This window comes from Marinobacter sp. BW6, from assembly GCF_008107725.1.
Lineage (GTDB): Bacteria > Pseudomonadota > Gammaproteobacteria > Pseudomonadales > Oleiphilaceae > Marinobacter.
Map to the genome: position 1 here is coordinate 172,204 of NZ_VIRN01000068.1, position 18,620 is coordinate 190,823.

The 18,620-nt window shown below is 58.5% G+C and carries 17 protein-coding genes; 13 read left to right on the plus strand and 4 right to left on the minus strand.

The window, feature by feature from the left end:
• Positions 1 to 4 precede the first annotated feature (4 nt).
• Together FMN52_RS17645 and FMN52_RS17650 are read left to right on the plus strand one after the other, a co-directional pair.
• A complete protein-coding gene (locus FMN52_RS17645) occupies positions 5 to 760 on the plus strand; it encodes a putative 4-mercaptohistidine N1-methyltransferase (RefSeq protein ID WP_148609932.1) in 756 nt (251 codons plus the stop codon).
• A 167-nt stretch (positions 761 to 927) separates the two neighbouring features.
• A complete protein-coding gene (locus tag FMN52_RS17650; protein WP_148609933.1) occupies positions 928 to 1,668 on the plus strand; it encodes an AAA family ATPase in 741 nt (246 codons plus the stop codon).
• A gap of 17 nt (positions 1,669 to 1,685) precedes the next feature.
• On the opposite strand, the gene FMN52_RS17655 is transcribed toward FMN52_RS17650, so the two are convergent.
• Positions 1,686 to 2,462: an FCD domain-containing protein gene (locus FMN52_RS17655; protein ID WP_148609934.1), complete on the minus strand. Its 777-nt coding sequence runs from the start codon at positions 2,460 to 2,462 to the stop codon at positions 1,686 to 1,688.
• 217 nt (positions 2,463 to 2,679) lie between these two features.
• Here FMN52_RS17655 and FMN52_RS17660 point away from each other — a divergent pair, with 217 nt between their 5' ends.
• From FMN52_RS17660 to FMN52_RS17675, 4 genes are read left to right on the plus strand one after another with little or no spacing between them, the layout of a single operon-like run.
• On the plus strand, positions 2,680 to 3,519 hold the full coding sequence (locus FMN52_RS17660; RefSeq protein ID WP_148609935.1) for a (Fe-S)-binding protein: 840 nt from the start codon (positions 2,680 to 2,682) through the stop codon (positions 3,517 to 3,519).
• The gene (locus FMN52_RS17665) at positions 3,516 to 4,967 is read left to right on the plus strand and encodes a LutB/LldF family L-lactate oxidation iron-sulfur protein (protein WP_148609936.1); all 1,452 of its coding nucleotides are present in this window, start codon (positions 3,516 to 3,518) and stop codon (positions 4,965 to 4,967) included. Before FMN52_RS17660 ends, FMN52_RS17665 begins: the two co-directional genes overlap by 4 nt.
• Entirely contained in the window at positions 4,964 to 5,635 is a 672-nt protein-coding gene (locus FMN52_RS17670; RefSeq protein ID WP_148609937.1) for a lactate utilization protein C, read from the plus strand. The genes FMN52_RS17665 and FMN52_RS17670 overlap by 4 nt, the downstream gene beginning before the upstream one ends.
• Positions 5,632 to 8,448: an FAD-binding and (Fe-S)-binding domain-containing protein gene (locus FMN52_RS17675; protein WP_148609938.1), complete on the plus strand. Its 2,817-nt coding sequence runs from the start codon at positions 5,632 to 5,634 to the stop codon at positions 8,446 to 8,448. Before FMN52_RS17670 ends, FMN52_RS17675 begins: the two co-directional genes overlap by 4 nt.
• Positions 8,449 to 8,463: 15 nt before the next feature.
• Here the strand turns inward: FMN52_RS17675 and nfsA are convergent, their stop codons facing one another.
• Positions 8,464 to 9,201 (minus strand): oxygen-insensitive NADPH nitroreductase, encoded by a 738-nt coding sequence (gene nfsA / locus FMN52_RS17680; RefSeq protein ID WP_148610092.1) that lies wholly within the window; start codon positions 9,199 to 9,201, stop codon positions 8,464 to 8,466.
• Positions 9,202 to 9,342: 141 nt separating this feature from the next.
• Between nfsA and FMN52_RS17685 the strand changes: the two genes are divergently transcribed.
• Positions 9,343 to 10,533, plus strand: coding sequence for a GGDEF domain-containing protein (locus tag FMN52_RS17685; RefSeq protein WP_148609939.1), 1,191 nt, complete (start codon positions 9,343 to 9,345; stop codon positions 10,531 to 10,533).
• Here FMN52_RS17685 and FMN52_RS17690 read toward each other — a convergent pair.
• A complete protein-coding gene (locus tag FMN52_RS17690) occupies positions 10,513 to 11,307 on the minus strand; it encodes an enoyl-CoA hydratase-related protein (RefSeq protein ID WP_148609940.1) in 795 nt (264 codons plus the stop codon). The genes FMN52_RS17685 and FMN52_RS17690 overlap by 21 nt on opposite strands.
• Before the next feature lie 251 nt (positions 11,308 to 11,558).
• On the opposite strand from FMN52_RS17690, the gene FMN52_RS17695 reads away from it, so the two are divergent.
• The 6 genes from FMN52_RS17695 to FMN52_RS17720 all read left to right on the plus strand — a co-directional run bounded on the left by FMN52_RS17695 (position 11,559) and on the right by FMN52_RS17720 (position 18,194).
• A complete protein-coding gene (locus tag FMN52_RS17695) occupies positions 11,559 to 12,374 on the plus strand; it encodes an ABC transporter ATP-binding protein (protein WP_148609941.1) in 816 nt (271 codons plus the stop codon).
• On the plus strand, positions 12,374 to 13,252 hold the full coding sequence (locus tag FMN52_RS17700) for a branched-chain amino acid ABC transporter permease (RefSeq protein WP_148609942.1): 879 nt from the start codon (positions 12,374 to 12,376) through the stop codon (positions 13,250 to 13,252). Before FMN52_RS17695 ends, FMN52_RS17700 begins: the two co-directional genes overlap by 1 nt.
• A gap of 1 nt (position 13,253) precedes the next feature.
• Positions 13,254 to 14,297 carry a branched-chain amino acid ABC transporter permease gene (locus FMN52_RS17705; protein ID WP_148609943.1) on the plus strand — a complete coding sequence of 348 codons (1,044 nt, stop codon included), beginning with the start codon at positions 13,254 to 13,256 and terminating at the stop codon, positions 14,295 to 14,297.
• Positions 14,298 to 14,368: 71 nt separating this feature from the next.
• Positions 14,369 to 15,577 carry an ABC transporter substrate-binding protein gene (locus FMN52_RS17710; protein WP_148609944.1) on the plus strand — a complete coding sequence of 403 codons (1,209 nt, stop codon included), beginning with the start codon at positions 14,369 to 14,371 and terminating at the stop codon, positions 15,575 to 15,577.
• 8 nt (positions 15,578 to 15,585) lie between these two features.
• Positions 15,586 to 16,395: an ABC transporter ATP-binding protein gene (locus tag FMN52_RS17715; protein ID WP_148609945.1), complete on the plus strand. Its 810-nt coding sequence runs from the start codon at positions 15,586 to 15,588 to the stop codon at positions 16,393 to 16,395.
• The gene (locus FMN52_RS17720) at positions 16,392 to 18,194 is read left to right on the plus strand and encodes an AMP-binding protein (RefSeq protein WP_148609946.1); all 1,803 of its coding nucleotides are present in this window, start codon (positions 16,392 to 16,394) and stop codon (positions 18,192 to 18,194) included. Before FMN52_RS17715 ends, FMN52_RS17720 begins: the two co-directional genes overlap by 4 nt.
• 11 nt (positions 18,195 to 18,205) lie before the next feature.
• Here FMN52_RS17720 and FMN52_RS17725 read toward each other — a convergent pair whose 3' ends face one another.
• Positions 18,206 to 18,526 (minus strand): hypothetical protein, encoded by a 321-nt coding sequence (locus FMN52_RS17725; protein ID WP_148609947.1) that lies wholly within the window; start codon positions 18,524 to 18,526, stop codon positions 18,206 to 18,208.
• Between the last annotated feature and the right edge of the window lie 94 nt (positions 18,527 to 18,620).

Here is an 18,620-nt window from a genome sequence, read left to right on the forward strand (position 1 = left end):
TCTCTTGCAGCAAGCCGAGTACTATGAAAACGACACCACACTCGCCCAATACCTGGAATTTCACTTTGGCGAGCGGTGGCACGGAGAGGCCAACTTCCCCAAGGCGCTGGCGGATGCCGCCATGCATGCGATGGATGGCAGGCCCCTGGATCGTGTGCTGGATATTGGTTGTGCCGTGGGCCGCACCAGCCTTGAGTTGGCCCGCCATTTCCGGCACGTGGACGGCATTGATTTTTCCAGGGCGTTCGTCAACAAATGCCAGGAAGTCGCTCGTGACAGAAGGGTGCGTTATGCGCGCCCGGAGGAGGGGGAACTGGTGACCTTTCAGGACCAGTCCCTTGCGTCGCTCGGGCTGGAGGAGGCCGCTGAGCGCGTGTCTTTTCATCAGGGCGACGCCTGCGATCTGCCATCGCAGTTCACCGGGTATGATCTGGTACTCGCAGGCAACCTGATCGACCGGTTGTACCAGCCATCGCTGTTTCTGGAGACCATCCATGAGCGGATTAACGAACTCGGGCTTCTGGTAATTGCCTCACCCTATACTTGGTTGGAGGAGTACACGCCGAAGGAACACTGGGTTGGCGGGTTCAAGAAGAATGGAGAAGATTTCTCGACATTCGACGGCCTCAAGGAGATGTTGGCGCCCCATTTCCGGCTGTTGTTTGAGCCCTGGAGCCTGCCGTTTGTCATCAGGGAAACGAGAAACAAGTTCCAGCACAGCTTCTCCGAGCTGACCGTCTGGGAGAAAGTAAGCCAGTAAGGATGCGGGAATTTTGAGGATGGCCTGAAGGCTGTCATCAAACTGTCACCGGGAAAGCATAGCCTGAAAACTCATCAGGACGACATGCATTGTGTTGTGCATCGTGTGAATGCTTTAACCGGGGACTTCCCCGGTTTTTTTATGCCTGGATTAAGGGATCTGACAGGATGAGGACCATTGCGTTTTACAGTCTGAAGGGCGGTGTTGGCAAAACCGCCGCCGCCGTGAATATCGCCTATCTGGCCAGCCAGGCCGGCTATCCCACACTGCTCTGGGATCTTGACCCCCAGGGCGCCTCCAGCTGGTATCTGGCAGGGGCCGATGAGGTTAAAGGGCACAAGCTCTCGCACTTGCTCAAAGGCAAGACGCCCATCGCCGACTTTATCCATCAGAGTGAATACGAAAACCTCGATTTCATCCCTTCCCACACCAGTTTCCGCAACCTGGATGTAAAGCTGGATCAGGAGGATGGCAGCAACCTGATCAAACAGTGGCTGGCGCCGCTGTCTGAAGAAACCAGTCTCGTGGTACTGGATTGCCCGCCGTCGTTGTCCCGGCTTTCTGAACAGGTGCTGAAAGCGGCAGACGAGGTGTTCGTGCCGGTGATTCCCACCTGGCTGTCCCTGAACAGCTGGAAGCAGTTGCTGGAATTTGCCAAGGACAAGAAGCTGAAGCCCGGCAAGCTGCACCCGTTCTATTCCATGGCGGACCGCCGGAAAGGGCTGCACCGGGAACTGATCGATGCCCAGGATGAGATTCTGCCCAAAGGACTGAAGACGATCATCCCGAACGCCAGCGTGGTGGAAAAGATGGGCGAAGAGGGCACGCCGGTAGAGCTGCTTGCACCCGGCTCGGTGGCAGCCGATGCCTATCGCAGGCTGTGGAAAGAGATCAATCGTCTGCTCTGAGCGCCCAGTGGGCTGTCTCAGCTCCGGGCGAGTTTGTCCCTGCGCAGGGAGCGCTCGAGTCGTCGATGGTTTTCGCTGCGTTCTGAAAGCACCTTCTGCACATAGAGGATGTGCTTGCCGGCCAGTTCCCGGGCCTCGTCGGCCCGCCCTTCCGTGATGGCTTCGTACAACATGCGATGCTGCTCCACCAGCCCCTGGCGGGTTTCCGCTTCCCTCTTGTACATGCCACCAATATTGGTCACCACGTTGCTCTTCAGCATGTTGAAGAGATTCCGGATGGTGTGCAGGAGAATCACGTTGTGGCTGGCCTCGGCGATCGCCAGGTGAAAGCGGGCATCGGCGGCGCCTTCCGCTTCCAGGTCCCGGTCTTTGTCTTTGCTGTAGCAGGCTTGTAGGGCCTCGTAGGCGGTCTTCAGGTGGGCGCGGTCCACTTCGGTGGCCCGCAGCGCTGCGTAATAGGCGCAATCCGCTTCCAGGGTCCGGCGGAACTCAAGAAGGTCCCGCTGCGCTTCTGGCCGGTTTTCCAGCAGAGGAATCAGTGGATCGCTGAAACTGCCACCGAGGGATTCAGTGACATAGTTGCCGCCACCCTGACGGCTGATCAATAAACCTTTGGCGGTCAGCCGCTGGATCGCTTCCCGCAGGGAAGGGCGGGACACGCCGAATTGCTCTGACAGTACCCTTTCTGGCGGCAATCGTTCACCTGGCTGCAGGGTGCCCTCCAGAATCATGGTTTCCAGTTGTTCCACGATGGTGTCCGCAAGTCTGCGAGGCGCGATATGTCCGACGTCCATTAGATGTTCCTGTCTCAAGATCAAATATTGGTATTACCAATAACACAGGGCGGCTGCGAGGCCAAGTGTCGATAAATGGGGGAGGTATAGACCGATGTGTATCTTGGAATTCTTTGACATAGGTTGCGGCTCTCGAATACCTTAGTAAATAGTATCTGTCAATTGGTAATACCAATTAACAGATGAATCTAATCAAGACTGTGTTGAGACGTAACCGATGAGCCAGCTGTTTTACGATGCCGCACCCAACGCCACCCGGGTCGCACCCGAGCGTGAGCCTGAACGGGTTTACCCTGACAAGCCCGAGGCCGTGACGCTTTTCGGCACCTGTGTGGTTGACCTTTTCTTCCCGGAGGCCGGGCTGGACGCCATCCATCTGCTGGAGCGGGAAGGTGTCCGCGTGCATTTCCCTCAGGAGCAGAGTTGTTGCGGGCAGCCTGCGTGGACGTCCGGGTACCGGGACGAAGCCAAAGCCGTGGCACGCGCACAGCTGGATATTCTGGACCGGGCGGGCCTGCCCGTCGTCGTGCCTTCCGGGTCCTGTGCGGGTATGTTCCGGCATCATTATCGGGCGCTGTTTGCTGATGAGCCAGACACGCTCAGGCGGGTGGAAGCGCTGGCCGAGCGCACCTTTGAACTGACCGAGTTTTTACTGAAAGTCTGCAAGGTACAGCTGGCTGACCGGGGCGCGCCCAGCAAGATCGCCCTGCATACCTCTTGCTCCGCGCGTCGCGAAATGAACACCCATCTGCACGCTCGTGAACTGCTTCAGCAACTCGAGAGAGTCGAGCGTATCGATCATGACCATGAGAGTGAGTGCTGCGGGTTCGGCGGGACCTTCTCAGTGCGAATGCCGGAGGTCTCAGGGGCCATGGTCAAAGACAAGACCCGTTCGCTGATGGACTCCGGCGCGGTTGAAATGGTGACCGCCGACGGTGGCTGCCTGATGAACATCAACGGTTCCCTGGAGAAACAGAAAGAGAGCTTCCGGGGCCGGCACCTGGCCAGTTTCCTCTGGGAGCGAATCAATGGCACCAGCGAAGGGGAGGCTGCATGAGCCAGCGTATTCCGGTCACCGAACTGCCCTCCGACTTCCGGGGCCGTGCCGAAGGGGCGCTCGCAGACGGACAGCTGCGCAACAATTTCCGCGTGGCAATGGACTCGCTGATGTCCAAGCGGGCCAATGCCTTTCCAGATGCCGATGAGCGCGAAGGCCTGAGGGAGCTGGGAAACCGAATCAAGGCTGGGGCGTTGTCCCGTCTGCCGGACCTGTTGGAACAGCTCGAGCAAAAACTGACCGAGAATGGCGTCAAGGTGCACTGGGCGGAGACAATTGAGGAAGCCAATACCCTGGTGCACGACATCATTGAGGCCCGTAAAGGCAATCAGGTGGTGAAGGGCAAGTCCATGGTCAGCGAAGAGATGGAGATGAACGACTACCTGGCGGAGCGGGGCATTGAATGCCTGGAATCCGACATGGGTGAGTACATTGTCCAACTCGATAACGAGAAGCCCTCCCACATCATCATGCCGGCGATTCACAAGAACGCCAGGCAAGTATCAAAGCTGTTCCATGACAAGCTGGGCGAGCCGGAAACAGAAGACGTCAATCAGCTGATCCAGATTGGCCGTCGGACCCTGCGTCAGAAATTCATGGAAGCCGATGTGGGTGTCTCTGGTGTGAACTTTGCCATCGCCGAAACCGGCACCTTATTGCTGGTTGAGAATGAGGGCAACGGTCGCATGAGCACCACGGTTCCGCCAGTACACATTGCGGTGACGGGCATCGAAAAGGTGGTGCCCAACCTGAGAGACGTGGTGCCGCTGGTATCCTTGCTCACCCGTTCGGCCCTTGGTCAGCCGATCACCACCTATGTGAACCTGATTTCCGGCCCGCGCAAGCCAGACGAGCTGGATGGTCCGGAGGAAGTGCACCTGGTGCTGCTGGATAATGGACGCAGTGGGGCCTTTGCCGATGCCCAGATGCGCCAGACACTCAACTGTATCCGCTGTGGCGCCTGTATGAACCACTGTCCTGTATACACGCGGGTGGGTGGCCACACGTATGGCGAGGTTTATCCCGGACCTATAGGCAAGATCATCACGCCGCACATGGCGGGTTTGGATAATGTGCCCGATCATCCCAGCGCCTCATCTCTCTGTGGCGCCTGTGGTGAGGTGTGCCCGGTCAAAATCCCGATCCCCGAATTGCTGCAGCGTTTGCGCCAGGAAAATGTGAAGGCTCCCGAGCAGCCGCAACAGGTAAAAGGTGGCGGCGCCAAGTTCTCCCGAAGAGAGCGGTGGATCTGGCGCGGCTGGCAAATGCTCAATACCCGTCCGGTGCTGTATCGCAGTTTCCTGTGGGCGGCTACCCGCTTCCGGGCGTTGTCTCCGAAGAAGGCCGGCCCCTGGACCGAGAATCACAGTGCGCCGGTGCCCGCCCGCCGGTCCCTTCACGATCTGGCGGCCCAGCATCTCGATCAGAACGGAGGCCGGCCATCATGAGCGCCCGCGCGAACATCCTTGGCAAATTGAGAAACAGCCTCGCCGGCACGACGCCCCGCCCCGACGAGTTTGATGAGCGGCTGGTTACGGCCCCCTGGCGGTACGCGCCGGAAGACCGGATCGACCGGTTGCGTAGCCTGATGGAAGCGGTCCACACTGAAGTGCATCCGTGCCGGTCTGACAACTGGCCGGAATTGGTGGCCGAACTTCTGAACAAACGCAACCTCACCAACCTGTTGTGCGCCCCGTCGAAAGAACATGGCCGAGCGCTGCAGGCTTACTTCGAGGCCACGGAGCAGAAGGTCGAGTTATTGGCCTACGATCAGCCGGTGGAAGCCTGGAAAGAAGAACTGTTCTGGAACGTGGAGGCCAGCCTGACCGGCACCCTTGGCGGTATTGCCGCCACCGGCACGCTCGTGCTCTGGCCGGACCGCAATGAACCGCGGCTGATGAGCCTGGTGCCGCCGGTACATATTGCCCTGCTCAAGGCCAGCGAGATTCACGACAATCTGTATGACATGATGGTGGCTCAGGACTGGGCGGCCGGGCTGCCCACAAATGTTCTGCTGGTGTCTGGCCCGTCCAAGACCGCGGACATCGAACAGGTGCTGGCCTATGGCGCCCACGGCCCCCGTGAGCTCATTGTGCTGGTTCTGGAGGACGCATGACTTTTACCCCGGAAGTGTTGGCCGATATCCGGCAACGGATTCCCGAAAACCGGGTCTTTAACGATCCGGTGTCCACCCTTGCGTTCGGAACCGACGCCAGTTTCTACCGCCTGATCCCAAAGGTAGTGGTGCGGGTTCAGGATGAAGCAGAGGTTGTCGATCTGCTGGCCATCGCCCGCCGCCACAAGGTGCCGGTGACCTTCCGGGCCGCCGGTACCAGCCTTTCCGGACAGGCGATCAGTGATTCGATCCTGATTGTTCTGGGCGATCAGTGGAACGGCCACGACATCCGGGAAGAAGGCCGCCAGATTCGTCTGCAACCGGGTGTGATCGGCGCTCAGGCGAATGCCTGGTTAGCACCCAAGGGCTTCAAGATCGGACCGGATCCGGCGTCCATCAACGCCTGCAAGATTGGCGGCATTGTTGCGAACAATGCCAGCGGCATGTGCTGCGGTACTGCCCAGAACAGCTACCACACCCTGGCCGGCATGCGTCTGGTGCTGGCGGACGGCGCGGTGTTGGACACCGAGGACCCGGCGAGCGTCTCGGCGTTTCGTAACAGCCACGGTGATTTGTTGGCGGCCCTGAAAAAGCTGGCCATCAATACCCGGGAGAATCCGGAGCTGGCGGAGCGGATTCGCCACAAATACCGCCTGAAAAACACCACCGGCCTGTCCCTGAACGCTCTGGTGGATTTTACTTGTCCTATCGAGATTCTCACGCACCTGATGGTGGGCTCCGAAGGCACCCTGGGTTTCGTCAGCGCGGTAACCTATAACACCGTGCCCGAGTATCCGGACAAAGCCACTGCCCTGCTGGTGTTCCGGGATGCGGAGAGCTGCTGCCGTGCAGCGTCGGTGCTGCGCTCTCAGCCTGTGGCGGCGGTGGAACTGCTGGACCGCCGCAGCCTTCGCTCGGTTCAGGACAAGCCGGGCTTGCCGGCCTGGATTCATGATTTATCGGAAAACGCCTGTGCGCTGCTGGTGGAGACCCGGGCCTCGTCATCGGAGATTCTGGATGAACAGCTGGTCCGAATTCGGCAGGCCCTAGCCGGGTTCCCATTGGAACAGCAAGTGGGCTTCACCCGCGATGCGAAAGTTTCCGACCAGCTCTGGGCCATTCGTAAGGGCACTTTTCCGGCCGTGGGGGCTGTTCGTCCGAATGGCACCACCGTGATTATTGAGGATGTGACCTTCCCCATTGACCAGCTGTCTGAGGGGGTCACCCGCCTTCAGGCGCTGTTCGTGAAGCATGGCTATGACGATGCAATCATCTTCGGACATGCCCTGGAAGGCAATCTGCATTTCGTGTTTCCCCAGGGATTTGACGATCCTTCGGAAGTCGCCCGTTATGAAGCCTTCATGCAGGATGTGGCGCAGCTGGTGGCGGTGGAGTTCGGAGGTTCGCTGAAAGCCGAACATGGCACTGGTCGCAATATGGCCCCGTTCGTGGAGCTGGAATGGGGGCATGATGCCTGGCAGCTGATGTGGCAGATCAAGCGGCTGTTGGACCCGGAGAACCTGCTCAATCCGGACGTGGTGCTCTCGGAAGATCCACAGATCCATCTCAAGAACCTGAAGCCAATGCCCGAGGCCGATCCACTCGTGGACAAGTGCATCGAATGTGGCTTCTGCGAGCCGGTGTGCCCCTCGGAAGGGCTTACTCTGTCGCCGCGTCAGCGCATCGTAATCTGGCGGGACATCCAGGCCCGCCGCCGTGCCGGTGAAGACACTGCCGAACTGGAAAAGGCGTATCAGTACCATGGCCTGGATACCTGTGCCGCGACCGGTCTCTGTGCCCAACGATGTCCGGTGGGTATCAATACCGGCGATCTGGTACGCAAGCTGCGCAGCGAAAAGGCCACCGGCCAGTCCGTGGCCAATCAGCTGGCGAAGCATTTTGCCGGCGCTTTGAAAGCGACCCGTTTTGTGCTGGCCAGCGCCTCCGCGGCTGAGAGACTGCTGGGCGCGCCACTGCTGACCCGTCTCAGTGGCGGCGTTCGCAAGGTGTCTGGTGGTCGGGTCGCCCAGTGGGATCCGAGCCTGCCCCAGCCGGTGCGTTTTGTTTCACCCGCTGCGCAGGATCCGTCCGATGGCCGGCCACGGGTGGTTTATCTGGCGGCCTGTGTGTCCCGGACCATGGGCCCGGCCCGCGGGGACAAGCAACAGGAGCCGTTGATTGAGGTAACTCGACGACTGCTGGAGAAGGGCGGTTACCAGGTGGTCTACCCGGAGGGACTGGACAGCCTGTGTTGTGGTCAGCCGTTTGCCTCCAAGGGCTACCCGGACCAGGCGGCGACCAAAAAAGATGAGCTGATTTCGGCGCTGTTGCGGGCCAGTCGCAATGGTTTGGATCCGGTCTATTGCGACACCAGTCCCTGCACGCTGCAGATTCGGGAGGCCGCCGAAGAAGCCGGGCTAACACTATTTGATCCGGTCCGGTTCATTCGTGATCATCTTTACGAGCGCCTGGATTTCGAGCCGGAGCGGACCCCGCTGGCGGTGCACGTTACCTGCAGCACCCAGCATCTGGGGGAGTCGCAGGGATTGATCGATATCGCCAGGCGGTGCAGCACCCAGGTGGTGGTGCCAGAGGGTATTCACTGCTGCGGCTTTGCCGGCGACAAAGGCTTCAATGTGCCGGAGCTGAACGCCCATTCTCTGAAAACGCTGGCAGAGCAGACGGCCGGCTGTGAGGAAGGTATATCCACCAGCCGTACCTGCGAGATCGGACTCAGCCGGCATAGCGGTATCGACTACCACGGCCTGGTGAATCTGGTGGATCGGGTCACCAGGCCGAAGGCTATCGCCTAGTGCCCCGGCCGGCGGTCACTTCATCTCGAAGCCGCATTTGCGCAGGAAGTCGCGCATGTGCGGTCGCAGCTTTGAGGTGAACAACGGTTTTAGCTGATCGGACCAGGTGGTGTCCTTGGTGCCTCCAGTCCGTTCCCGGTAGTACTCGTTCATGGTGCGGTCGAAGCCGGCAACCAGCTCCTCGTCGCGGGCATCGGAGTAGTAGTCCTCCCTGAGAATGGCCTCCACCGGCAGCCGGGGCTTCACTTCCGGATTCTGGTCCGGGTAGCCCAGGCACATACCGAATACCGGGTAGACATGCTCCGGCAGCCTGAGAATCTCGCTGATTTCCGCCGGGTTGTTGCGTATGCCACCGATATAACATAGCCCAAGCCCCTCGGATTCTGCCGCAATGGCCACGTTCTGGGCCATCAGGCTGGTGTCGATGGTGGCTACCAGTAACTGTTCCGTCATTCCTCGCACGACTTGGGCCCCGGCTCGCCCCGCGGCATCGGTTGAGCGCCGCATGTCGGCACAGAACACCAGGAAGTCCGAGCAGTCGGCAATGTAGCTCTGGCCACCGGCCAGCTCCGCGATTTTCTGTCGGTTGTCCGGATCGACCACATGAATGATCGAGTAAGCTTGCACGTGGTTCGAGGTGGCAGCGCACTGGCCGGCCCGAATCAGCTCCCTGAGCAAGTCGTGAGGAATTTGTTCACCGGTGAACTTGCGGATGGAGCGGTGGGATTTCAGAACTTCTATGGTTGGATTCATGGGGTCTCGCAGTGAGTTCATGGATGTCGCACCAAAGCGTGACAATTATCATACCAAACGATACACAGCTAGGGCGCAGTCGCAGAAGTTAAGCTGGTACGCTGAAAAATACACTTGTGAATCATGGAAAGCCCTGCCTTTATGGACCTGAACATGCACCTGCCAACGCTGCTGGTCACTTCGGTTATGGTTAACATCCTGATCGGGGGCATGCTCTGGGCGATTTACCATCTTCGACAGCGCGAACAGTGTTTCCTGCTTTGGGCACTAGCATGCCTGACATTTGTGATGGGGACAGGTCTGGCAGTAGCCCGTGAGCTGGCAGAGGTCCCGGGGGCCATGGTATTTACCGCCCATCTGGTGCTCGGCCTTTCCCCTTTGTTGCTGCTCGCCGGGATACACGCACTGGCGGGATTGCCAGTGGCAGGTACCAGGCGATCGGCCAGGATTCTGTATGGAGCCTCTCTGCTTTATTTGCTTGGCCTGGCTGTTGGTACCGGGTGGGATCCGATCATCGCACGATTCCTGACTGCGTTATTTTCGGCACTGGTCTTCAGCCTGGCGATTTATCGTTTGGGCTCGCTTGAACGCAAACCCCGACTGCCATCAAGAATTCTGCAAACCCTCTTTGCTGTTCACGGAATCCTGATGATGACCCAGGTGCTGATAATCGCCTTATCCGTGAGCGGCGGTTCCGATCTCGATCTTCCCGGGTTGTTGAAACTGATCCTGATTAACCACTTGCTACTGGTGAATGCCACCGCCATGGCGTTGCCATTACTGGTGTTTACCCGAACCGAGCAGAATCTGCTTGCCCTTGCGGAGCGCGATGACCTCACTCAGTTGTTTAACCGTCGCACGTTTTACCGGGAGGGTGAGCGGGCTCTTGAGAAGGCCAGGGAAGAGGGAAGCCTTCTTACTGTCCTGATGATCGACCTGGATCATTTCAAACAGATTAACGACCGCCACGGCCATGCCGTCGGTGATGAGGTTCTCGGGATCGTAGCGAGTCTGATGACGGCTGAGCTAAGGGATGAAGACATCATCGGGCGTGTTGGCGGTGAGGAATTTGCCGCCGTACTGCGTAACAACAACCGTGAAGCTGTTGAAGCGGTAACTGGTCGTTTGCTGAATTCCATCGTTGAGGGTGGTCGCAATATCAATGACCTGCCTTTGCATCTTTCTGCCAGTATCGGGGGTGTGACCCTCGCCCCGGACCTCGGCAGCTTCAAGGACATCATGGTGGCGGCGGATAAGGCACTCTACCAGGCCAAACGTAATGGCCGGAACCGAGCCGAGTTCGTTCCCGCTTCAGCGTCCTCGGAACTCTGACGGACGTTTAGCCAAAAACGCTGATACCCCTTCCGCAAAGTCCTCTGTGCGAGTCATTTCAAGAAACGCCGCGCGCTCTGCTTCCAGATGGTCGGCCAGTTGGTTTCCGTTGGCCCGATCAATCAGTTGGCGATAGGCGCCATAGGCGCGGGTTGGGCCCTTGGCGATTTTTTCGATGATGCGGTTTAGCAGGCTCTCGTAATCGCTGTCCGTGGCGACAACGTTGACGATGCCCCAGTCCCTGGCTTCCGCGGCACTGAGAGTGCGCCCCAACAGCATCAATTCTGCTGCCCGGCCAGCGCCGAGTTTGTGCGCCAGGGCCCAACTGCCGCCACAATCCGGAACCGCGCCAATACCGTTGTAGGCGACCAGGAATTTGCTGTCGTCATGGGCGACCACCAGGTCGGCCATCAGTGTGAGGCTCAGTCCTGCGCCGGCGGCTACGCCCCTGACCGCGGCGATCACCGGGGCATTTATGCTGCGCAGGAGCAGTATGGCGGGATTGACGGCGTCCAGTATCGCGCTGATGGCTGCCCCTGCCTGCTCGGACGTGCCGGCCATGCTGGATACGTCACCACCTGCCATGAAGGCTCGCCCCGCGCCTGTCAGGACGATACAACGAACGCCGGAAAGATCATTGATTTCCTGAACTGCCGCGAGGAATGCTTCTGCCAGGGGTACATTGATGGCGTTCAGGGCCTCAGGGCGATTGAAGGTTACTCTGGCTACCCCTGTTTCGGTATCAAATGCGGTGGTTACCAGTGTGTCTGTCATGGTGAATTGCCCTCCCGATACGGCAGGTCTGAAGATCAGAAACCTGCGTACAGATTGTTGTTGTCTGTTCGGGTAACAGGATAGAGCGGTTTGCCTAATGTTGCCTGAATGGACTACTTTAAATCTGGATCGGGGCTAACCCCGACCACAAGAAAAAACAAAAATTACAATCATCTTCGGGCGTGAGATGGGTATCTGCAGGGCGTGTTCACGTGCTTGTTTACCCGGCGCCAGGGGTGCCGGGAGGTAGTGTGAGCATCCTTGAAATCAGCAACCTTTCTCTGTCGTTTGGTGGTGTGAAAGCGCTGCAGGACGTCAGTTTCCGGGTGCCTGAGAACACCGTAACCACGATTATCGGACCGAACGGCGCCGGCAAGACCTCGCTCTTCAACTGCATCTCCGGTTTTTACAAGCCTCAGCAGGGCACCATCCGGTATCAGGGGGAGGCCCTTGCGGGCAATATCAAGCCGCCGAAGCGTGCCGCACTTGGCCTGGCCCGAACCTTCCAGAATATTGCCCTGTTCCGGGGTATGACCGTCCTCGATAACATCAAGCTGGGCGCTCATGTGCACATGAAGAGCGGTCTGCTCAGTGCCCTGGCCTATTTCGGCCCGGCCCGGCGTGAGGAAATGGCCGTCCGCAAAGAGGTGGAAGAGCGGATTATCGATTTCCTGGAAATAGACCACATCCGCCGGCAGCCGGTGGCGAGCCTGTCCTACGGACTGCAAAAACGGGTTGAACTGGCCCGCGCGCTCGCCATGCAGCCAAAAGTGTTGATGCTGGATGAGCCGGTGGCGGGTATGAATCGGGAAGAAAAGGAGGATATGGCCCGGTTTATTCTCGACATTCGGGAAGAGTGGGGCGTCACCGTGCTGATGGTGGAACACGATATGGGCATGGTGATGGATATTTCAGACCACATTGCCGTTCTGAACTTTGGCCAGGTGATCACCGAGGGATTGCCATCGGACGTTCAGAATAACCCCGAGGTCATCAAGGCGTACCTTGGCAACAGCGATATCGAGAGCCTGCGCAAGAAACTCAATGCCGAGGGGGAGGCCGCCTGATGGATTGGTTGTTCTTCGGCGAAATCAGCCTGGCAGGGCTGGCCATGGGTGGCTTGTATGCGCTGATTGCCCTGGGCTTTGTGATCATCTACAAGGCGACCAGAGTGATCAATTTCGCCATTGGCGAGATCATGATGTTCGCGGCCTACCTGTTTCTGGCGTTTGCCGGTGGCATGGAAATGTCGCCCTGGATTGCCCTCCCGCTGGCCGTTATCGGCGGCAGCATTCTCGGTGGTGTGATTGAGAAGACCATGATCCGGCCGATGTTGGGTGAGTCGCCCATTTCCGTGGTTATGGTGACCATCGGGATCGCCAGCATCCTGGTGGGCCTGGTGGAGTTTATCTGGACGGCGGATCCGCAGTTGTTGCCCAACTTCCTGCCCCGGGAGCCGGTGTTCATTGGTGAACTGTATCTGGCGCCCAAAATCGCCTATGGCTTTCTCATTGGTTCCGTCCTGCTGGTCATCTACCTGCTTTATTTCCGGTTCTCCCGGGGCGGCGTTGCCCTCAGGGCAACCGCCTCGGATCAGGCGGCGGCTTACTCCATGGGTATCAATGTGCGCCGGGTCTTCAACATGGCGTGGGTGTTTGGTTCCCTTGCCGCATCATTGGCCGGTGTTCTGGTTGCAGCTACCGGCGGGCTGAGCCCGCAATTCGGAATCATCGGCCTCAGTGTGCTGGTGGTCGTGATCGTAGGCGGTCTGGATAGCATTCTCGGAGCGCTGGTGGCCGGGGTGTTTATCGGCTGGCTGGAAACCGTGGCGGGCGCCTATCTGGGCGGCGAATACCGGATGCCGGCAACCTTCCTGGTGCTGGCAGTAATCCTGGTGATCCGCCCCTACGGCCTGTTCGGCACCCACGAAATAGAGCGAGTTTAAGATGCGCATCGGTGACGCAAAACAGAGTTACGAGGCCGATGAGGCAATCTGGACCAGCCAGACCCAGAAACTGTGGCTGGGGCTGTTCCTGCTGATTTTGCTGGTCTTCCCTTTTGTTGTGGACTCCTATCTGCTGTACCTGGGGTGCCTGGTCGGCATTGCGGTCATCAGTACCACCGGCCTGAACATCCTGACCGGCTTTACCGGCCTGATTTCCCTGGGGCAGGCCGGATTTATGGGGGTCGGTGCCTACACCGTTGCCTGGCTGTCGATAAATACGGCACTGCCATTCCCGGTGACTCTGGTGCTGGCCGGCCTTATGGCCGCCGCCGTCGGGATCCTGGTAGGCCTGCCCTCGCTTCGCGTCAAAGGCCTGTATCTGGCCATTGCTACCCTGGCGGCGAGCGTGTTCCTGCACTTTATCTTCGCCGAGTGGGAATCGGTTACGGGTGGTATGGGCGGCCTGAGTCTGGAACCGGCGCACCTGTTCGGGCTGGCCTTTCAAAGCGACTTCATGATGTATTTCATCATTGTGCCGCTGGCGGTTCTGATGGTGATGGCGGCCAGGAATGTGTTCCGGACGAGAATTGGCCGGGCTTTTATCGCCATCCGTGACCGGGATATTTCCGCGGAGATTCTGGGCATTAACCTGCTGCGCTACAAACTCATGTCGTTTGCGCTCAGTTCTTTCTATGCCGGGGTTGCAGGCGGCCTGTTTGCCTATTTCTATCGGGTGGTGACGCCAGAGAGTTTTCCGCTTTCCATGTCCATTTTCTATCTGGCGGCCGTGATTGTCGGCGGCATGGGGAACCTGCTGGGTGGCATTCTCGGTGCTGCCTTCATGACCCTGGTACCGGAAGCCCTGAAGCTGCTGACCGCTGCGCTGACCCCGTTCTATCCAAATGCCCCGGTGTTCATGTCACCGATGCTGGAAATCATTTTTGGCGCCCTGATCGTGGGCTTTCTGATTTTTGAGCCTCATGGACTGGCGGAGATCTGGCACCGCATCCGCCGTTTTTTCCGCCTTTGGCCGTTCCGAAATTAATCGTGTTTCAACGGGCCTGGTATGAAGAGCCCATGCAGCACCAACAACAAGAAGCAGCAAGGAGAAGAAACATGTTCAGAAACATCCTCAAGAAAGGTCGCCGGCTTGCCGGACTGGGTAGCCTGGTCGCTGCACTGACCGTTGCAGCGCCGACCATGGCTCAGGATAAAGAACCTATCGTCTTTGGCGGCTCCATTCCGCTTTCCGGTGTCTTTGCTTTCGCCGGTATTCACATCCATGCGGGGCTGACCGACTACACAAGCTGGATCAACAGCCAGGGCGGCATTAATGGCCACCCGGTGGAATATGTCATGGAAGACACCGCCTATGAGGTAGACCGTTCTGTCGCGGCCTTCAAGAAGATTTCCGGTAGCAGTTCCCCAGCCACCTATTACGGCGACAGCACGGGATTCATGAAGGCCATAGCCTCGGAGCTCAACAGCCAGGGCAACACACTGATGAGCGGTGCCTCTTTCGCCACCGCGCTGACGGACAATGAAGCTTATCCGTATCAGTTCATTCCGGGGCCCAACTACAGCCAGATGTTCGGGATCATCCTGGAGTACATCGCCTCCCAGGGGAAGGACGGAGACATGCCGAACGTGGCATTCGTCTATAGCGATACCGAGTTTGGCAAGGACCCGATCGAAAATGGCAAAGCCCGTGCCGCCGAGCTGGGTATCGAAGTGGTGGAAGAGATTGTTACCAAGCCCGGTAGCGTGGACGTTTCTGCCGAGGTGCTGAAGCTGCGTCGGGTGCGCCCGGATTACGTGGTGTTCCACGGCTACGTGCTGTCACCGATCAACGAGTTCATGGTGCAAATGCGCCAGATGGGTCTGGATACTCAGTTCATGGGAACCTTCTGGTCCTCCGACAAGCTCATCATCGACAAGATGGGGGCGGATGCCGACGGCTACATGGGTGTGATGCCCTACAACTACTACGACAGCGAGGAAGGCGGACCGATGCTGGATGCCCTCCGGGCCCAGGCCGAGAAGAGCGACCCGGAAGCGGGCTACCGTCCCACTGGCTACATGCAGGCCTGGTTCAATGCGATGGTCTGGACCGAAGTGGTCGAGCGCACCCTGGATGCCGGTAAAGAGCTGAACGGGGATAACATGGCGGAAGCCCTGGCTTCCATTGAGGACTGGGACACCGGCGGGATTATCGGTATTCCGGTTACCGTGCGGGATATGTCTTTCCCGGTAGGCCGTATCTGGCGGGTAAATGCGGAAGAAGGCCGCTATGAGCCGGTATCGGACTGGATTCACCTCGACTGAGGGGCGGTATGGAAGCCTTACTGGAAATCGATAATATCGAGGTGGTCTATAACAAGTCAGTGCAGGTCCTTCGGGGCCTGTCACTGCGGGTGCCGGAGGGCGCCATCGTGGCCCTCCTGGGTTCCAACGGCGCCGGAAAATCCACCACCCTGAAAAGTGTCTCCGGACTGCTGACCCTGGAAGACGGCGAGGTTACCGCCGGCGAAGTTCGTTTCCGGGGCCAGGATGTAAAGGGTACACCCCCTGAAAAACTGGTGCGCAACGGGCTCTTCCATGTCATGGAGGGTCGGCGGGTGTTCGAAGACCTGACGGTGGAAGAAAACCTGATTGCGGCTACCTATGCCCTCAGCGGCAACAAGCCGTCCCTGAGTGACAGCTACGAGCTGGTCTATAACTACTTTCCTCGCCTGAAGGAACGACGTAAACAGCTGGCTGGCTACCTGTCCGGCGGCGAGCAGCAGATGCTCGCATTGGGGCGGGCGCTGATAGCCCAGCCGGACCTGATTATGCTGGATGAGCCGTCCCTGGGCCTGGCCCCGCTGTTGGTGGAGGAGATCTTTACCATTGTGGCCAGGATCAACAGGGAGCAGGGCACCGCTATTCTCCTGGTGGAACAGAATGCGGCGGTGTCTCTGGCGATCGCGTCCTACGGCTACATCATGGAGAACGGCAAGATTGTGATCGACGGTCCGGCGGACAAGCTTACCTCCAATGAAGATGTGCAGGAATTCTATCTGGGTGTGGGCGGCAAGGAAGGTGAAGCTCGCAGTTACCGCGACATTAAGCACTACAAACGCCGTAAACGGTGGCTGTCATGACAACCCCTTCCATACCTGAGCTGACTCTCACCCAAATGTTGCGTGCCCACGCCCGAGAGCGGCCGGACGCCCTTGCCCTTCGCCAGAAAGACTTCGGTATCTGGCAGGCCTATTCCTGGCAGGATTACTACCAGCGGGCCCGGCATTTCGGGCTGGGACTTCGGGCCATGGGGCTTGAGCCAGGCGGCCATATGGCCATCATCTCGGAAAACCGGGTGGAATGGGTGATTGGCCAGATGGGCATCGGCCTGGTGCGGGGCATCTGTGTCGGCGTCTATCCCACCAGTCCCTGGAACGAAGTGGCCTACGTGCTGGAGCACAGCGATGCTGAGTTTGTAATCTGCGAAGATCAGGAACAGACCGACAAGGTGCTGGAAGCCTGGCCCGACCTGCCAAAACTGAAGCACTGCATCGCCATCGATATGAAGGGCCTGCGTTATTACCCGGAGCCGCCATCGGCGTTCGAGGACATCGAGGCCCGCGGCAGAGAATTTGAAAAGCAGCACCCCGATCTGGTGGATGAATTGCTGGATGCCCAGCAGATGGATGACACCGCCCTGATGATCTATACCTCCGGCTCTACCGGTCGACCCAAGGGCGCCATGATCAGCTGGCAGAACCTGCATGCGGCGGCGCCGGGACTGATTGAACTTTTGCAGGCAGACGAACACGGATCCAGCTTGTCTTACCTGCCGCTTTGCCATGTAGCAGAACAGGCTTTTACCAATATTGCGCCGGTATATGTGGGTAGCACGGTCAGCTTTGGTGAGAGTCTGCGGACGATCCAGGAGGATTTGCGGGAAATTGCGCCGACCTTTTTCCTGGGTGTGCCGAGGATCTGGGAGAAGCTGCACTCTTCGATTTATATCAAGATTCAGGAGACGGGGCGGTTGCGGCAGGGCCTGTTCAACTGGGCGATCCGCGTGTGTTCGCCAATGGCCACAAAGCCACGTTCAGACTGGAATCTGAAGGAAAAATGCCTCTACAGCCTCAGCTACTGGCTGGTGTTGCGTGCATTGCAGAACTTTATCGGCCTGCGCCGATGCACCATTGCACTCACCGGTGCGGCCCCGATATCCACCGGCATTCTCGAGTTCTTCCGGACCATCGGTATTCCGCTGGTGGAAGTCTATGGCCAGACGGAAAGCACTGGCGTTGCCACGGCGCAACCGGTTGATGACGTGCGGCTGGGGACGGTGGGTGTGGCTGTGTCCGGGGTTGAGGTAACGCTTGGGGGGCACAACGAGATCATCATGCGTGGTGGCAGCATGTTCAAGGGGTATTACAAGAACGACGAGGCCACGACGTCAACCCTGAAAGACGGTTGGCTGCATACTGGCGACGTGGGCGAATGGCGGGATGGTCAGCTCAAGATTGTCGATCGGCTGAAAGACATCATGATCACTGCCGGCGGCAAGAACCTGTCACCGACGGAAATCGAGAACACCATCAAGGCCAGTCCCTATATCAAGGAGTGCATTGTAATTGGTGAGGCCAGAAAGTACGTGTCTGCGCTGATCCAGATCGACTTCGACACGGTGGCCAAATGGGCTGAGCAGGAGCGGATTGCTTACACCACCTTCCGTAGCCTGACCGAGCAGGGGCGGGTGAACGAACTGATCCAGGCAGAGGTGAACAAGGGCAATGAGCAGTTACCGCAGGTGGCCCAGATCAAACGCTTCCATCTGCTTACCAAGGAGCTGGACCACGACGACGACGAAGTAACGGCGACCATGAAAGTGCGCCGGAGCAACATTTATGAGAAATACACCGACGTGATTGAATCGCTTTACGCCTGACAGTGAGGCGCCTAGAAACGGGCGCCTTCTTCCACCCGGATTCGTTCCATGTACTGGGTCAGGGCGGCGTTAATGAGTGCCAGAATCAGGAACAGCAGGATACCCTTGGGCACCAGAGCGTGGATTTCCGGGTTGGGCGCGGTGCTGGCGGTTACCAGGATCAGGCCCAGAATGTTGCGGGCCAGGCGCATGGTGAGCATGGCGCACAGATACCCGGACTGGAAAGCCGATTCTGCACCCTTGAGCAGGCGGCCGAAGGCCGGCATCAGGTGCACGGTGTTAAACAACAGGACAGAAAAAATAATTAATTGAAGAACACTGTAAATGGTCATGACCAGAGACTACCCAACGACAACAGTACTGGTTGAAAAACGGTCGAAATTATCCCTGATTGGACAGATTTAATCCAGTTCAGGCCGGTATTTG

What these genes read in the sequence shown, in the direction of transcription:
- FMN52_RS17705 (WP_148609943.1), top strand. Translation starts at nt 13,254, where the DNA reads ATGCGCATCGGTGACGCAAAACAGAGTTACGAGGCCGATGAGGCAATC.
- FMN52_RS17665 (WP_148609936.1), top strand. Translation starts at nt 3,516, where the DNA reads ATGAGCCAGCGTATTCCGGTCACCGAACTGCCCTCCGACTTCCGGGGC.
- FMN52_RS17675 (WP_148609938.1), top strand. Translation starts at nt 5,632, where the DNA reads ATGACTTTTACCCCGGAAGTGTTGGCCGATATCCGGCAACGGATTCCC.
- FMN52_RS17700 (WP_148609942.1), top strand. Translation starts at nt 12,374, where the DNA reads ATGGATTGGTTGTTCTTCGGCGAAATCAGCCTGGCAGGGCTGGCCATG.
- FMN52_RS17685 (WP_148609939.1), top strand. Translation starts at nt 9,343, where the DNA reads ATGGACCTGAACATGCACCTGCCAACGCTGCTGGTCACTTCGGTTATG.
- FMN52_RS17650 (WP_148609933.1), top strand. Translation starts at nt 928, where the DNA reads ATGAGGACCATTGCGTTTTACAGTCTGAAGGGCGGTGTTGGCAAAACC.
- FMN52_RS17690 (WP_148609940.1), bottom strand. Translation starts at nt 11,307, where the DNA reads ATGACAGACACACTGGTAACCACCGCATTTGATACCGAAACAGGGGTA.
- FMN52_RS17725 (WP_148609947.1), bottom strand. Translation starts at nt 18,526, where the DNA reads ATGACCATTTACAGTGTTCTTCAATTAATTATTTTTTCTGTCCTGTTG.
- FMN52_RS17710 (WP_148609944.1), top strand. Translation starts at nt 14,369, where the DNA reads ATGTTCAGAAACATCCTCAAGAAAGGTCGCCGGCTTGCCGGACTGGGT.
- FMN52_RS17660 (WP_148609935.1), top strand. Translation starts at nt 2,680, where the DNA reads ATGAGCCAGCTGTTTTACGATGCCGCACCCAACGCCACCCGGGTCGCA.
- FMN52_RS17720 (WP_148609946.1), top strand. Translation starts at nt 16,392, where the DNA reads ATGACAACCCCTTCCATACCTGAGCTGACTCTCACCCAAATGTTGCGT.
- nfsA (WP_148610092.1), bottom strand. Translation starts at nt 9,201, where the DNA reads ATGAATCCAACCATAGAAGTTCTGAAATCCCACCGCTCCATCCGCAAG.
- FMN52_RS17655 (WP_148609934.1), bottom strand. Translation starts at nt 2,462, where the DNA reads ATGGACGTCGGACATATCGCGCCTCGCAGACTTGCGGACACCATCGTG.
- FMN52_RS17670 (WP_148609937.1), top strand. Translation starts at nt 4,964, where the DNA reads ATGAGCGCCCGCGCGAACATCCTTGGCAAATTGAGAAACAGCCTCGCC.
- FMN52_RS17715 (WP_148609945.1), top strand. Translation starts at nt 15,586, where the DNA reads ATGGAAGCCTTACTGGAAATCGATAATATCGAGGTGGTCTATAACAAG.